Source organism: Cutibacterium sp. LaCa_89 (assembly GCF_058177555.1).
Genome location: NZ_CP190889.1, coordinates 2,340,242 through 2,355,115, shown reverse-complemented (window position 1 = coordinate 2,355,115; position 14,874 = coordinate 2,340,242). Strand labels below are relative to the sequence as shown.

The window sequence follows — 14,874 nt, the reverse complement described above, 5'->3', positions numbered from 1 at the left end:
CGAGCTCCACCATCCCTGACAACCATGTAGAAGGAGTAGGCGTGCGCCTTCAGTTCAATCTCGACTCAGTCCAGCGCGACCTAGATGTGGCTCGCTTCTCCGCGAAGGCTACCCTGGCTGACTTGGTCGAGAATGTGACCGGCACACGTCCGGCTGCGGATAGTACTCTGTGGCTTGACGACCGAGAGGTCCGCGCCGACAGTTTGCTTGCTCGGCTGGAGTTGCTCGATGGCATGCGTATCTCTCGCGAACCCTTGCGTCCGGCGCTTCCTCTGAAGGGGTGGAGTATCACCCAGGCTGGAGGCATGGAGGCTGGCAGTGTCTTGCAGCTTCCCGTTGACCGACCGTTGGCCATCGGCCGTTCTCCTCATGCCGACCTCTCGATCGCTTCCGCCAGCGTTTCATGGGATCACGTCCACATCCAGCGTGACGATGTTGGTCTTCGAGTCATCGATCAGGGTTCTACGAACGGCACCTTTGCGTATTCCTCGGAGGCCGACGGACTTAAGGTGGACTCATCCGCAGGGCAGTCTGTCGCCGTCGATACCACGTTGGCCGTGGGCGGCTCGACCCTGCTGTTGCGCGAGAGCCTTCAGGAGAATCCCGCGCCGCGCGCTGGATCGCTGCACAATGTCACCCCAGCAGGTACGGCGCCGTTTAACCGGCCTCCGCGCCCTGGCCAGCCTCCACGGCCGGATCCGATTGTCTGCCCCGAGCCCAAGGAAATCCCTGACGGCGCAAAGTTCAACATCATTGCGGTGGTCGTGCCGCTGGTCATGGCGGTCGCCATGGTCGTGGTGATGAAAAACCCCATGTACGCCATGTTTGCGGTTCTGAGCCCGGTGATGGCCGTCGGCTCGTGGTATGAGCAGAAGTCGCGCCGTAAGCAGGAACGCAAGTCTGAGGACAAGCGCTTTGCGCTCGCCCTCGAGACGCTGCGTCGGGACCTGGCCAAGGCTGCATCCGAAGAAGCCGCGCGGCGGCGCGTCGAGTGCCCAGACCCAGCGACGACACTTCGTGTTGCGGCGATCCCCACCACCCAGTTGTGGCAGCGCCGCTTTGGTGCCCACGACTTCCTTAGTCTCCACGCAGGGATGGGCGCTGTGCCATGGGATCCGCCCGTTGAACGCTCTGGGGCAGGCAGGCCTGATGAGCGAGTTCGCAAGGTCATTGCGGCCAGCATGATTCCGTGCTCGCCTGTCGAGGTCAACCTCAGCGACGCCGGAGTCGTCGGCATCGTCGGCGACCGTGACGGAGCTCTCGCTCTTGCACGCAGCCTCGTGTGCCAAGCCGCGGTTCATTCTGGCCCGGCTGATGTCACGATCGGCGTCTTCTGCGACCAGGGCCGTGAAACCGATTGGGAGTGGACAACATGGCTGCCGCACACGCGGCGCCTCGGCAACGCCTCGGCTGATCGCTGGTTTTCGCACGCTCGCCAGCGTTCCAACGAAATGCTGCGTGGCTTGCGTGACGAGATCCAATCCCATCCGACGATGTCGGTATTGCTTGTCCTCGACTCCGATGTCCTCACGGAGGGCCGCGAGTCTCCCGCCCGATCGCTGCTGGGGTTTGGGCGTCATATGAATAAGCAGGCTTCTTCCGCACGTGAGATGTCCCGGGAGGTTTCGGGGATTGTTATCGCAGCGGCGGAAGATCAACTTCCTGCGGCCTGTACGGTCGTCGTGACTGTGGCTGATGACGCAGCCGCGACAGTGACCCGCCCGGATGATCTCAAGAAGGTCGACGACGTGGTCCTCGCAGGTGTGACCTTGGAACGCGCCCAGCGCTGCGCCCTCGACCTTGCGCGTTTTGAAGACCCTGAACTCAAGACTCCGGGTGCCGCCCTACCCAGCCTGGTGCGACTACCGCCCCTCATCGACCTGGAGGCCCCGACGGCCGGCAAGATCCTCCACGCCTGGGAGACTTCCCGGGGAGTATCCACCCCGGTGGGGGTTGGCGAGAACGGCGTCTACAGCCTCGATATCGTCAAGGACGGCCCGCATGGTCTGGTTGGCGGAACGACGGGTTCCGGCAAGTCGGAGTTCCTTCGATCAATGGTAGCTGGCCTGGCAGCCTGCAACGCGCCGACGAAACTCACCTTCATCTTAATCGACTTCAAGGGCGGTGCGGCCTTCGCTGCCTGTGAGCGCCTGCCGCACACCATCGGAACGATCTCCAACCTCGACGAGCAGTTGGCCAACCGTGCCTTACGGGCCCTTGAAGCTGAAATGGAATATCGCCAGCGACTGTTCGCTGCGGCTGGCGAGGGAGTCGACAACCTCGACGCTTACATCCGGGCTAAGCCTTCAGAGCCGCTTCCGCGCCTTCTGCTCGTCGTCGACGAGTTCGCCATGCTGGCCAAGGATTTTCCGGAAGTACTGAGTTCACTGGTGCGCGTCGCCACGGTCGGGCGAACTCTGGGCGTCCACATGATCCTTGCCACTCAGCGCCCTGCCGGGGTTGTCAACGACGACATCCTCGCTAACACCAACCTTCGCGTAGCACTGCGTGTGCAAAGCCGCGAGGACTCTAACAACGTTATCGGTGTTCCCGACGCTGCCGCTATCGCCAATGCGCAGAAGGGGCGCGCATACGTAAAGCTCGGCCAGGACGACATCACTCCGGTCCAGACCGCCTTGGTTACAGGTGCGGCGCAGAAAGACCAGGACAACGCGATCGAGATCCAAGAGCTACGCGACGGTGTGCCGATCCCCAACCCTCCCAAGCCCACGCGCAAGGACGCTAAGTCCGATCTGGACTTGCTGATCGACGCGATTGTCGAGGCGAACGAGAAAGCTGGCTACGCCCCACCGCGGCCCGTGTGGCCCGAGGCGCTGGGTGAACGAGTCGATCTAGCAGGCTTTGAGACAGGGCCAATTGAGGGACGCCCGCCCCTCCCAACGGCGGGCGAGGTCGTTGGAGAGCAGGTCAACTTCGCGGTCTCCGACGACCCGGACCGCCAGCGCCAGATCCCTGGTGGTTGGGATATGGCCGGTGGAAACCTCATGCTGGTCGGGATCCCGGGGTTTGGCACTACGACGGCCTGCGCGACAGTCGCGCTGACCTTGGCGCAGCATTACGCCCCGAAGGATCTTGACCTGATCGTGCTCGACATGGGTGCCCGCGACCTCGAGCCCCTTGAGAAGTTGCCCCATACGTCGGCCTATGTCGGCTCCGGAGCAGGCGGACGTGAGAAGCAGATGCGCCTCCTGCGCTTCCTCCGGCAGGAGCTTGAGACCCGTCGGGCCACCTCGGGGCCGTACCGGCGCATGGTTGTCATCATCGACGGGTTGGCCGCCCTGCGTGACGAGTACCAAGATTTCGAAGGCATGGCTCTGCTGGAGGGGATGTACCGCGCCTACGCTGACGGCCCAGATCTCAACATGCACTTTGTCATCACGACCAGCCGGGCACGCGCTATCCCTTCCGCCATCGACGAGGTCACCACTCAGAAGTGGATGTTCCGCCTAGCTGACCCCTATGACTACAGCACAGGTGGCCTGAAACCCGCTGAGGCCCCGTCGCCGGTTCCCGGCCGCTGCGTGCCTAGTGTGACCAAGCTGCAGACGCACGTCGCAACCCCTTCTGTTCCGCTGTCTGACGCGGTGGCAGTCATTGCGAACCGCTGGGGCGCACCCAATAAGGAGCAGGTGGTTCGGGAACTGCCCGACCACGTCAGCGTGACTGAACTAGACGCGGTAGCGCACTTGGGCGATGAGCCCTGGCGGATCCCTATCGGTCTCCGGGAAGCAGACATGGCCCCGCAGTATCTCGAGCTCTACGAAGGTGAGCACATGCTCATCGCCGGCCCCGCTCGATCGGGCAAGTCGACATTGCTGATGGGCCTTGCCGAGTCGCTGCGTACGAGCGCGGTGGCAGAAGGGACCGACCTGGCTGTGTGGGGTATCGGCTCCAAGCGTTCCCCCATCGCTTCTTCCGATCTTGACAACGTGGCGGTTGGCCCCGACGAGATTCCGGCGCTGGTGGCGGCCGCGCGTATGCGGACAGCGCCCTTAGTCCTGCTCATCGATGACGCCGAGCGCTTCGACGATGCAGATCAATCCATCACGGACCTGGTGGGATCAAATCTGCCGCACGTCCATGTGATCGCCGCGGGACGTTCAGACGACTTGCGTAGTCTGTACTCGCATTGGACGAAGGTCGTGCGTAAGTCTCGTTGCGGGGTCTTGCTGGTCCCCAATCGTGACTACGATGGTGAACTCTTGGGCATCACGGTCCCACGCTCGGCCCCGGTGCGGATCAGTTCTGGCCGAGGCTACGCATGCATGGGCGGCCAGGGGGCACTTATCCAGGCGATGTCGCCTACCGGCAGCACCTTCTGACATCGATAACCTCAGGGAAAGCCTGCTGGCGTGAGCTTCTGAGGCGTTAGATTGCTTCCTGGTATTTCGTCAACACTCTAGTGTCCCACCCGAGAGGCTGAACCATGGCCAATTCCGACGACTACAATCTCGACAAGTTGTCCGGCATGTCGCCCGTCGCCTATGACTTTGGCGTCGCGTCTGAGACTCGCTCGGTGCTGCGTGCTGCCGCATCGGCGCTCCGCGGCCAGCGGGGGGCACGGGCAGCTGCGCGTAACAAGGGTTCTGAGGGCTTCGAAGGGTATTACGCAGAACTTTTCGAGGCCAACGGGACCCAGCAGTTGAATGACCTCGACGAGATCGCTAGCAACCTCGACGATGCGGCTACTAAAATCGATACCTTAGATCAGGCGGCCCGCGACGAAAACAAGCGCCGTGCCGACGCCGCCGCTTGGGCGCAGCGTCGCAAGGACCGAGGCGACTTTGCCCAGTTCTTCACTGATGTTCTCCACACTGACGACATGCCTGAGCCTAACTTCTCTGAGAAGCTGGACGGTCCAACGGCCTGGGCGCCGGCTACGCCGCCGCCGCCGCGAAAGGCGCTTGAGGGTCAACGTAGTGCATATGGGACATCTGCGGGTAACACCGGCAATTTGCAGTCCTTTAGCAGGCAGACTGCCAGCCTGAATGACTCGATGCTTCCCCACCCGGGGAAGGTAGATGCGGCGCTGGCCGCCTTTGCACGATCCTGCTCGTGGGTGACTTTTGATGCTTCTAGTGTCGCCGCCGCTCTTACCGCGTGGAACAAGGCGAACGTTGACGAGATCACGTGGGCCGACAGGGTGCGCGAGCTTTTTGTGAATGCTGGCGGCACGGGCATGGCGGTGCCCAATAGTGCGCTGGATGCGGCTCTGCAGGCTAGCGGCATCTCGTCGTCTCGCGACGACATCGTCGTCGATCCTCCCACCGCTATGGGTGGCCAGCCGACGTCGGGGTTTGCTGATGATCCGGTTAATGCGGCGACGGGGAATTTTGTTGAGCCGCAGGTGGATTTGGGTTTCACTGGTGGGTCGGCGACCCTTGAGTGGGGCCGTGTGTATAACTCTATGTCGCAGGTGTGTGGGGCTTTTGGTCCTGGCTGGTCGAGCCTGGCTGAGTCTCGCTTGGTGGTTACGGACGAGTCGGCGCGTTGGGTCCAGGCTGACGGGCGTCATATCGTGTTTGGTCGCATGGGTGAGGGCTGGGGGCGCGCCCAGTGTGAGAATTTGTGGCTTGAGCAGCCGACTGGCATGGGTGGCGTGGCTTTCCTTATCCGTGACAATGATGGCGGGAGTTTCGCGTTCAGTCAGGCGGGTCGGCCGGTCTTCCAGGATCGGGGTCCTGGCTCGCGTGTTGCCTTCACTTATTCCGAGGATCGCCTCGTTCGCCTGGAGCATGAGTTCGGTCGGGCAGTCGAACTGGTGTGGAGCCAGGATGGTCGCCGCGTTGTCGAGGCATTGGCCAGTGATGGTCGCCGGGTCGGCTATGTCTACGATGAGCAGGAACGGCTGGTTGAGTCCACTGGTGATACCGCTACGCATCGGTACGAGTGGAACGAACAAGGCTTGATGTGCCGTGTCGTTGATGCTGATGGTGTGGTCGAGGTGGACAACACCTATGACGGGCAGGGCCGTGTTGTCACTCAGCGTTCCCCACATGGTCGCCTCTCGCGCTACTCCTATTTGGGGGGCCGGGTGACTGTGGTCTGTGACGAGGACGGTGCGCGCGCTAACACCTATGTCCACGATGGTAAGGGTCGCCTGGTCGGCGTCGTTGACGCTGAGGATCACCGCCAGTCGGCGTCGTGGGATCGCTTTGGTAATCAGGTCATGGTCACTGACCGTGAGGGTCGTACCGTGGTGCGTAGTTTTGACACTCGGGGACATGTCATCGCTGAGCAGACCGTGTCGGGTGCCCGCATCGAACAGGACTTTGACGAGCAGGACCGCCTCATCGAGGTCCGCGTCATCAACGACGATCAGGTTTCGGTGACCGAGATGGTCTATCAGGGCGATAACCGGAACCCGGCGCGTATCGTTGACCCGGTCGGCGGGGTCACGGTGCTGGAATGGGACGGTTCGCTGCTGACCAAGGTTGTTGATCCCACCGGTGTGACCTTGACGATGGGCTACGACGCCCACGGTGACCTGGTCTCTACTACGAATGCTGCGGGTCACACCGCACGGTTGGAGCGCGACGAACAGGGCCGGGTCGTGGCGGCGATCACGCCGCTGGGGCATACCACCCGTTACCGCTACGACGAGCGCGGCATGTGCGTCGAGCGCATCGACCCCGACGGCGCGGTGTGGCGTTTCGAATATTCCGCTGGTGGCCGGCTGTTGGCGACGGTCGATCCGCTGGGTGGGCGTGTGGAGGTTGAGCGTGACGAGGCTGGCGAGGAGTCGGCCACGATCGACGAGCTGGGACGGCGAGTGGAGCGTCGGGTTGACGATCTGGGTAACTTGACCAGGGTCGAGTTGCCGGATGGTTCGGCCTGGCAGTTCTCCTACGACGCGATGTCGCGGATGCAGTCCATGCAGGATGCTTCTGGTGGGGTGTGGCAGTTCTCCTACGACGCTGAGGGCACGTTGAAGGCCACCACCGATGCCACTGGCGGTGTGCGGCGCTATGAAACTAACCAGATGGCCCTGCCGACCGCCTACCTTGATGACGGCAAGCGCGAAGAGGCGGTCTATGATCGTCTCGGGCGCATGGTCTGCCATATCAACGCCGATGCCACGTCCACTAAGACCCGCTACGACCTGGCGGGTCTACCTGTCGAGATCATTGACGAGGCGGGCGGTGTCACCTCGATTGAGCGTGACCTTGCCGGTCGTCCTGTAGCCGTCACCCAGCCGATGGGCCAGACTTTCCGTTACGAGTACGACGAGTGTGGTCGCTGGGCTGCGACGATCTCGACTGGCGGTGACCGCTACGAGATGATCTACGACGCCGACGGTCGTATCGAGGGTGAGGTCTGGCCGACTGGTGAGCGCGTCACGACAACCTTCGACGAGTGTGGTCGTGCGGTGGCGCGTCGGGAGCCAGGGCGCGGCTTGACGCGGTTGAAGTACGACAAGCTGGGCCGGGTCGTGTGGTCGCAGGATTCCTGGTACGGCACGCGTCGCTTCCGCTACGACGCGGCGGGCCAGATGAGTGAGGTTGTTAACGCCGCCGGTGGTGTGACCCACTTCGCCTACGATGAGCTGGGCCGCATCGGCGAGGTCACCGATCCGATGGGCGGGGTGACCCGGCACACCTACGATCCGATGGGTCGTCTGCTGACCAGCACCGATCCGCTGGGGCGGGTCACGCGGTACTCCTACGATGCGGCTGGCCGCGTCACTCGGCGTGTTGATGGTGCGGGGGCGTCGATGTCGTGGGTCTACGATTCGGCTGGTCGCCGGGTCGAGGAGTGGGTCAATGACACGCTGCTGGCTGCCACCACCCGTGATTTCGTCGGTCGTACGACGACGATCGTGGAGGGTGATGCCCGCCACGAGTTGCGCTTCGATGTCCGCGGTAACCTGCTGTGGCGTGGTCGCGGCGACCAGGGGGTGCGCTGGGAGTATGACCAGAATAGTCGTCGTACCTGCATGATCCGCCCGAATGGGCAGTCCACGTCGTACGAGTATGATGCGAGCAATCGGGTCAGCGCCTTCATCCAGGAGGGGCTGGGTCGGGTGGTCATCGACCGTGATTCGCTGGGACGCATCGTCAGCGTCTTCGCTGATGGGCTGTATGCCTCATGGGAGTATGCCGACGGTGCCGTGGTGCGCCAGCGTGTAGAGCGCAACGGCTTCATCAGCGAGTCGGTGATCACCCGTGACGAGAACGGTCGGGTCGTGGCAGACAAGACTGACGGCATCACGACTTTCTACTCCTACGACCAGACCGGTCAGCTGGTTCGGGCCCAGACCAGCGAGGGCTTGGTCACCACGTGGGAGTATGACGCTAACGGCCGGATGGTTGTCGAGGATGCGGCTGGGACGGTGTCGCGGTTCACCTATGATGCCGCCTCGCAGCTGGTGTCGGTGACCAATTCTGACGGCACGACCACCTACGCTTATGACGATGCCGGTCGTCGTGTGCGTGAGCAGGGGCCGGCAGGTGAGCGTCGTTTCACGTGGGATCCGCGTGGTTTCTTGGATTCGATCACGCAGATCAACCATGACGGCGACAAGGTCGCCGCGCAGACACAGCGGCTGTGGGTCGACGCGCTGGGTGAGCTTGCTCGCGTCGATCAGGACAGCGTGTGGTGGGACTCGTCGTCGTTCATGCCGACGCTGGTCCAGTACGGGGCGCGCTCGGTGGTTACCGAGGCTGGTATCACTGGCATGGTCGATGGCCCTGACGCCTCGTGGCTTCCGCCGCAGTGGTCGGCGCGTGACCACGGCGGCAACCCGATGGATCCGTGGGCGGTCGCGACGAACGTGGGGGTGTCTGCTCAGGGGTCGTTGCTGGTCCAGGGCATGGAGTGGATGCAGGCGCGTGTCTATGATCCGGCCACGCGTGGGTTTTTGTCGACTGATCCGTTGCCGGGTGTGGCTGGTGCTGGCTGGTCGGGTAATCCGTATGCGTTTGCCGGTAATGATCCGGTTAATTTTTCTGACCCGTTAGGGCTTCGCCCGCTCACTGATGAAGATCTTAAGGGTTATCGCGATGCGGCCCGGTCTCCGTTGGCCAAGGCTGCGGATGCTGCTGGTGGCTGGTTGAAGAACAACTGGGAATACGTTGCTGGTGGCGCGATGGTTGCTGCCGGTGGTGTGCTCATGGCCACGGGTGTGGGCGGGCCGCTGGGCGGTGTCTTGCTGGGTGCTGGTATCGACACGATCGCGCAGAAAGCTACCACGGGGTCTGTCACGTGGGGCGAGGTTGCGGTCTCGGGTGCTGCCGGCCTGGTCGGTGGCGGGTTGGGGGCTGCAGCTGGCAAGTGGGCCGCAGGTAAGGCGGCGACGTGTCTGGGTAAGAACGTGGTTTCTGGTCTGACGGAAGGTGCTATCGACGGTGGTATCGGCCAGGCTGGGGCCTACTGGGCCGGCCCTGGCCCCCATACCCTGCGTGGCGGCCTCAAGGCTGTGGCGGTCGGTGCTGCTGGTGGGGGCCTGGTGGGTGGTGGCGCGGGTGCCCTGTCCACGGTGACCGATGTGTCCCGGCACGGCTGTTTCGTGGCCGGTACCCAGGTGTTGATGGCTGATGGCACCTCGAAGAACATCGAAGATGTTGTTGCCGGTGACATGGTCGCCGCGTACAACCCGGAAACGGGCCAGGCTGAGCCCGGTGAGGTCACTGACACCTACATTCATGACCAGGTCGCGACCTGGCAGGTGACGACTGAGTCGGGCACGGTGACCACCACCGCCGTGCACCCGTTCTACGTCGATGGTAAGGGCTGGGTCGAGGCCCAGGATCTACGAGCCGGCGACCAGCTCTACGACGAGACTGGTAGTCTCGTCACCGTCGTGTCGATCCAGGCCACCGGCCAGATCGCCACGGTCTACAACGTCACAGTCAAAGACCTGCACAACTACTACGTAGCCGACGACAGCAGCTGGGTCCTAGCACACAACGGAACCGCTACCGGTTGTGGTCTCGGTGGGCCTGGGGAGTGGGGGCCATCGAAGAATCACGGCAGTGCGAATGCTCGAGCCTATGAGTTGCAGATCACGGGTCGGCCTGAAGGCTACTATGTCAATGGTGTCGAGTTTGACGGTTACCAGAATGGAGAACTCATTGATGCCAAGGGGCTCGGATATGCGAAACTACTACCCGCGAAGTGGAGTAAGGCTGCTAGAAAGCTCCAGAAGACGGCCCTCCACCAGCTAGAGGCGGCGGGGTCAACGCCCATCCATTGGATATTTGCCGAAGAAGGGGCTGCTCGGGAGGCGAGTAAGTTCATTCCTGCGAAGATTAAGATCAGTCATGTGCCTTTTCTTCGGTAGTTTCGTTGTTGTGAACAGGAGATGATGTGTGATGTGGTCATTGAGGTGTGGTTGGCGGCCGTCTTCGTGGGAGATGGAGGATGTTGCTGCACGTGTGGTTGAGTGGTGTAGCCAGGTGGGTGGTCTTTATCCTGAGTTGAGCGAATGGCGATTTACCGCAGATTCAAAACGGGCGGCGTTGGCCACACCAGTGGTGACCGAGCACGAGTTGGTCCGAAATCTCGTGGCCGACGGGGGCTTGGCCTCTATCTGGGCCCTGCAGGGTCCTCTTCGCGTGGACGTCAGCGCGAGTGATTATGACAAGCAGGAGAATTTGTTTCGCTTCGCGGCAGGGGGGAGGAGATCACCGGCGAACGTGGATGAGGATGATGAGGATGTGGCCATGGCGATGGCGGAGATGGCCTGTCGTATTTTTTCGCCTGAGTATGTCAACTGCGGGACGGCGGAATTGGAGCCGATGCTTGACGACGGATCTCTTTTATCGGCGGTGAACTATGCGCGGCGGGGCGCATATGATTCGTATCCGGATTTTGTGCGGGCGGCGCGGGTCATACGTACCACAGCGGAGGGAGTGTTCTTCGCTCGTCCCGACAATGACTAACAGGTGCCCGCGGAGCGAGGGCCTCGACCTGTCTTAAGCCCACAGAGGCCATTGCGACAATCATCGTTTCGGCGCGGTGACCGTCCCTGCTCGCTGCTCGGCTGCGAATAGTTCCTCATGATTCGACCGTGAGAAGTCGTTATCCCGGGTGGATATTTACCGTGGAAGGGGCTGCTCGGGAGGCGCGTGAGATCATTTCTGCGAAGATTAAGATCAGTCATGTGCCTTTTCTTCGGTAGTTTCGTTGTTGTGAATAGGAGATGATGTGTGATGTGGTCATTGAGGTGTGGTTGGCGGCCGTCTTCGTGGGAGATGGAGGATGTTGCTGCGCGTGTGGTTGCCTGGTGTAGCCAGGTGGGTGGTCTTTATCCTGAGTTGAGTGAATGGCGATTTGCCGCAGGTTCGAAGCGGGCGGCGTTGGCCACACCAGTGGTGACCGAGCACGAGTTGGTCCGAAATCTCGTGGCCGACGGGGGCTTGGCCTCTATCTGGGCCCCGCAGGGTGATCTCAGCGCGCACATCAGCGCGAGTGATTATGACAAGCAGGAGAATTTGTTTCGCTTCGCGGCAGGGGGGAGGAGATCACCGGCGAACGTGGATGAGGATGATGAGGATGTGGCCATGGCGATGGCGGAGATGGCCTGTCGTATTTTTTCGCCTGAGTATGTCAACTGCGGGACGGCGGAATTGGAGCCGATGCTTGACGACGGATCTCTTTTATCGGCGGTGAACTATGCGCGGCGGGGCGCATATGATTCGTATCCGGATTTTGTGCGGGCGGCGCGGGTCATACGTACCACAGCGGAGGGAGTGTTCTTCGCTCGTCCCGACAATGACTAACAGGTGCCCGCGGAGCGAGGGCCTCGACCTGTCTTAAGCCCACAGAGACCATTGCGACAATCATCGTTTCGGCGCGGTGACCGTCCCTGCTCGCTGCTCGGCTGCGAATAGTTCCTCATGATTCGACCGTGAGAAGTCGTTATCCCGGGTGGATATTTACCGTGGAAGGGGCTGCTCGGGAGGCGCGTGAGATCATTTCTGCGAAGATTAAGATCAGTCATGTGCCTTTTCTTCGGTAGTTTCGTTGTTGTGAATAGGAGATGATGTGTGATGTGGTCATTGAGGTGTGGTTGGCGGCCGTCTTCGTGGGAGATGGAGGATGTTGCTGCGCGTGTGGTTGCCTGGTGTAGCCAGGTGGGTGGTCTTTATCCTGAGTTGAGTGAATGGCGATTTGCCGCAGGTTCGAAGCGGGCGGCGTTGGCCACACCAGTGGTGACCGAGCACGAGTTGGTCCGAAATCTCGTGGCCGACGGGGGCTTGGCCTCTATCTGGGCCCCGCAGGGTGATCTCAGCGCGCACATCAGCGCGAGTGATTATGACAAGCGGAAGAATTTATTTCGCTTTGTGGCAATGGGGAGCTTACCGGGTGCCGTGGACGAGGATGATGAGGATGTGGCCATGGCGATGGCGGAGATGGCCTGTCGTATTTTTTCGCCTGAGTATGTCAACTGCGGGAAAGAGGAATTGGAGTTGATGCTTGACGGCCGTGCTCTTGTGTCAGCGGTGAACTATGCGCGGCGCGGCAGATATGATTCGTATCCGGATTTTGTGCGGGCGGCGCGGGTCATACGTACCACAGCGGAGGGAGTGTTCTTCGCTCGCCCCGACCACGACTAACAAGTACTCGCGGAGCGAGGGCCTCGACCTGTCTTGAGCCCACAGAGACCATTGCGACAATCATCGTTTCGGCGCGGTGACCGTCGCTGCTCGCTGCTCGGCTGTGAATAGTTCCTCATAGTTCGACCGTGAGAAGTCGTTATCCCGGGTGGATATTTACCGAAGAAAGAGCTGCTCGGGAGGAGTGGCGGTTAGTTTCTGAGGAGATTAAGATCAGCCATGTCCCTTGTATTCGGTAGTTTCGTTGTCGTGAACAGGAGATGATGTGTGATGTGGTCATTGAGGTGTGCGTGGCAGCTATCTTCTCCGAGAATGGAGGAGATCGCTGCACGTGTGGTTGCCTGGTGTAGCCAGGTGGGTGGTCTTTATCCTGAGTTGAGCGAATGGCGATTCACTGCAGACTCGGAGCGGGCAGTGTTGGCCACACCGGTGGCTATTGAGCAAGAGTTGGTCCGACGTCTCGTGGCCGAAGGAGGCTTCGCCTCTATCTGGGCCCCGCGGGGTGATCTCAACGTTCACCTCGACTTGGATACTTATGCGGAGCGGGAGGACCTGTTTCGCCTTGTGGCAATGGGAAGCTTACCGGGCGTCGTGGACGAGGACGATGAGGATGTGGCCATGATGATGACAGAGATGGCCTGTCGCATTTTTTCGCCTGAGTATGTCAACTGCGGGAGGGCGGACTTGGGGCCGAGGCTTCTAGACGGTTCTATTTTATCGGCGGTGAACTATGCGCCGCGGGGCGCATATGATTCGTATCCGGATTTTGTGCGGGCGGCGCGGGTCATACGCACGACAGCGGAGGGAGTGTTCTTCGCTCGCCCCGACCACGACTAACAGGTGCCCGCGGGTCGAGGGCCTCGACCTGTCTTGAGCCGACAGAGGCCATTGCGAGAATCTCGTTTCGGTGCGGTGACCGTCCCTGCTCGCTGCTCGGCTGCGAGAAGTTCCTCATAGTTTGACAGTGAGGAGTCGTTATCGCGGCATGTGGAGTCGTGGGCACCGGTTGAGGCGTTACCAGACACGGTTCGGGTCACAGCCTGTCCTGGGTCACGCCACCCAGATGACGTGTTTCGGCTCGTTCTCGGAGGGCACTCCTGAGCAGTGTGGACACGGCTATTGAGATGAAAACTGCGGTCGAGGCTTTCTTGAGCGGATGCCCTGGTGCTGGTCTGCCGGTCCAAGCCACTGGTGAGGTCGCCACGGTCTACAACATCGCAGTCGAGGTCCTGCACGACTACTACGTTGCCGGCGACGGCGGATGGGTGCTGGCGCATAATGCGTCCTTGACGGGTTGGATCCGCCCGGACTTACTGCTAAGGGATGCTGAGGGCAACTTCATTTTCGTAGAGGTGAAGAATGGCCTCAAGGCACCATTCACGAAAAATCAAAGAAAGGCGATTCCGACGTTTGGCTCAGATACCGAGTTGCGGGTCTTTGTTGATGCTGCGCGTGCGCTGGGTGAGGACCAGGCAGCGGAATGGGTGCAGACGTGTTCACTTGGGGAACAGGCTGCGATGTGTGTTGTGTCGTCATGGTTGCAGTTGGATGTGTTGGCAGTGGGGGTACAGGTGCCTCACTGGCTGGCTGAGGGTTTTGCGCCAGTCTTTGTCATGGAAGGTGTGCCGCGCACGCTGGCGCGGAAGCGTAGGAAGAGGATCGAGCGCAGTGAGTTCGAATTAGCTGATCGTATGTGCGGTGGCAAGATGGTCGCTGCTGTGCCGCAGGACAGCGTGATCCCCCCGCAGTTGCGAGATTTCTGGATGGGGGCTCGGTGAGTTATGTAGTGGCCTTTTGGCCAGAGGGTCTGTGCGACAACGGGCCGGACGCCGATTGGGCGGCTTGCTACGAACGGTTGAAGGGCACTCAGCGTGGTCCTGCTGGGCCTGTGGTTGGTGCGTTCCCGGCAGAGGTGACGGCGGAGTTGCCGGAGCGCGATGACGAGAGTTGTGTGTGGACGGCGATGCCGTTGCTGGCGGAGGCTTCGGGAGAGTTGCTGCATGTGGCTTTGGGGAACAGCCTCATGCAGGAGTCGGTACCCGTGTTGCAGGAGATGGCAGAGCGCTATCATATGGTGTTCTTCGATCCTGGTTCCGGGATGCGGGTGCTCGGGTGGACCAGATTGGCCTTTTGGCCTAGCCGGGCTGGGCGACTTATGGAGGGGCGTGGGGAATGCGGACGGATGGTCTGCCGCGGAGAAGATCATTTTTGCGCGGAGACTTGAGAAAGATGGCGGCTGGCTAAATACAATTCACTCTATATATAGAGTATGAGTCTAATTCATGCTGAGGCT

General features: G+C 61.2%; 7 protein-coding genes. All 7 read left to right on the top strand.

Annotated features, from left to right (window positions below; genetic code table 11):
• Positions 1 to 41 precede the first annotated feature (41 nt).
• On the top strand, positions 42 to 4,343 hold the full coding sequence (locus tag ACP8LP_RS10835; RefSeq protein ID WP_221267664.1) for a type VII secretion EssC family protein: 4,302 nt from the start codon (positions 42 to 44) through the stop codon (positions 4,341 to 4,343).
• Positions 4,344 to 4,447: 104 nt separating this feature from the next.
• Positions 4,448 to 10,303 (top strand): polymorphic toxin-type HINT domain-containing protein, encoded by a 5,856-nt coding sequence (locus ACP8LP_RS10830; RefSeq protein ID WP_484483161.1) that lies wholly within the window; start codon positions 4,448 to 4,450, stop codon positions 10,301 to 10,303.
• Between the two features lie 73 nt (positions 10,304 to 10,376).
• On the top strand, positions 10,377 to 10,904 hold the full coding sequence (locus tag ACP8LP_RS10825; protein ID WP_484483160.1) for a hypothetical protein: 528 nt from the start codon (positions 10,377 to 10,379) through the stop codon (positions 10,902 to 10,904).
• A gap of 312 nt (positions 10,905 to 11,216) precedes the next feature.
• Positions 11,217 to 11,744 carry a hypothetical protein gene (locus ACP8LP_RS10820; protein ID WP_484483159.1) on the top strand — a complete coding sequence of 176 codons (528 nt, stop codon included), beginning with the start codon at positions 11,217 to 11,219 and terminating at the stop codon, positions 11,742 to 11,744.
• Between the two features lie 312 nt (positions 11,745 to 12,056).
• Entirely contained in the window at positions 12,057 to 12,581 is a 525-nt protein-coding gene (locus ACP8LP_RS10815; protein ID WP_484483158.1) for a hypothetical protein, read from the top strand.
• Between the two features lie 312 nt (positions 12,582 to 12,893).
• Entirely contained in the window at positions 12,894 to 13,418 is a 525-nt protein-coding gene (locus tag ACP8LP_RS10810) for a hypothetical protein (RefSeq protein ID WP_484483157.1), read from the top strand.
• 287 nt (positions 13,419 to 13,705) lie between these two features.
• Positions 13,706 to 14,359 (top strand): hypothetical protein, encoded by a 654-nt coding sequence (locus tag ACP8LP_RS10805; RefSeq protein WP_484483156.1) that lies wholly within the window; start codon positions 13,706 to 13,708, stop codon positions 14,357 to 14,359.
• Positions 14,360 to 14,874 lie beyond the last annotated feature (515 nt).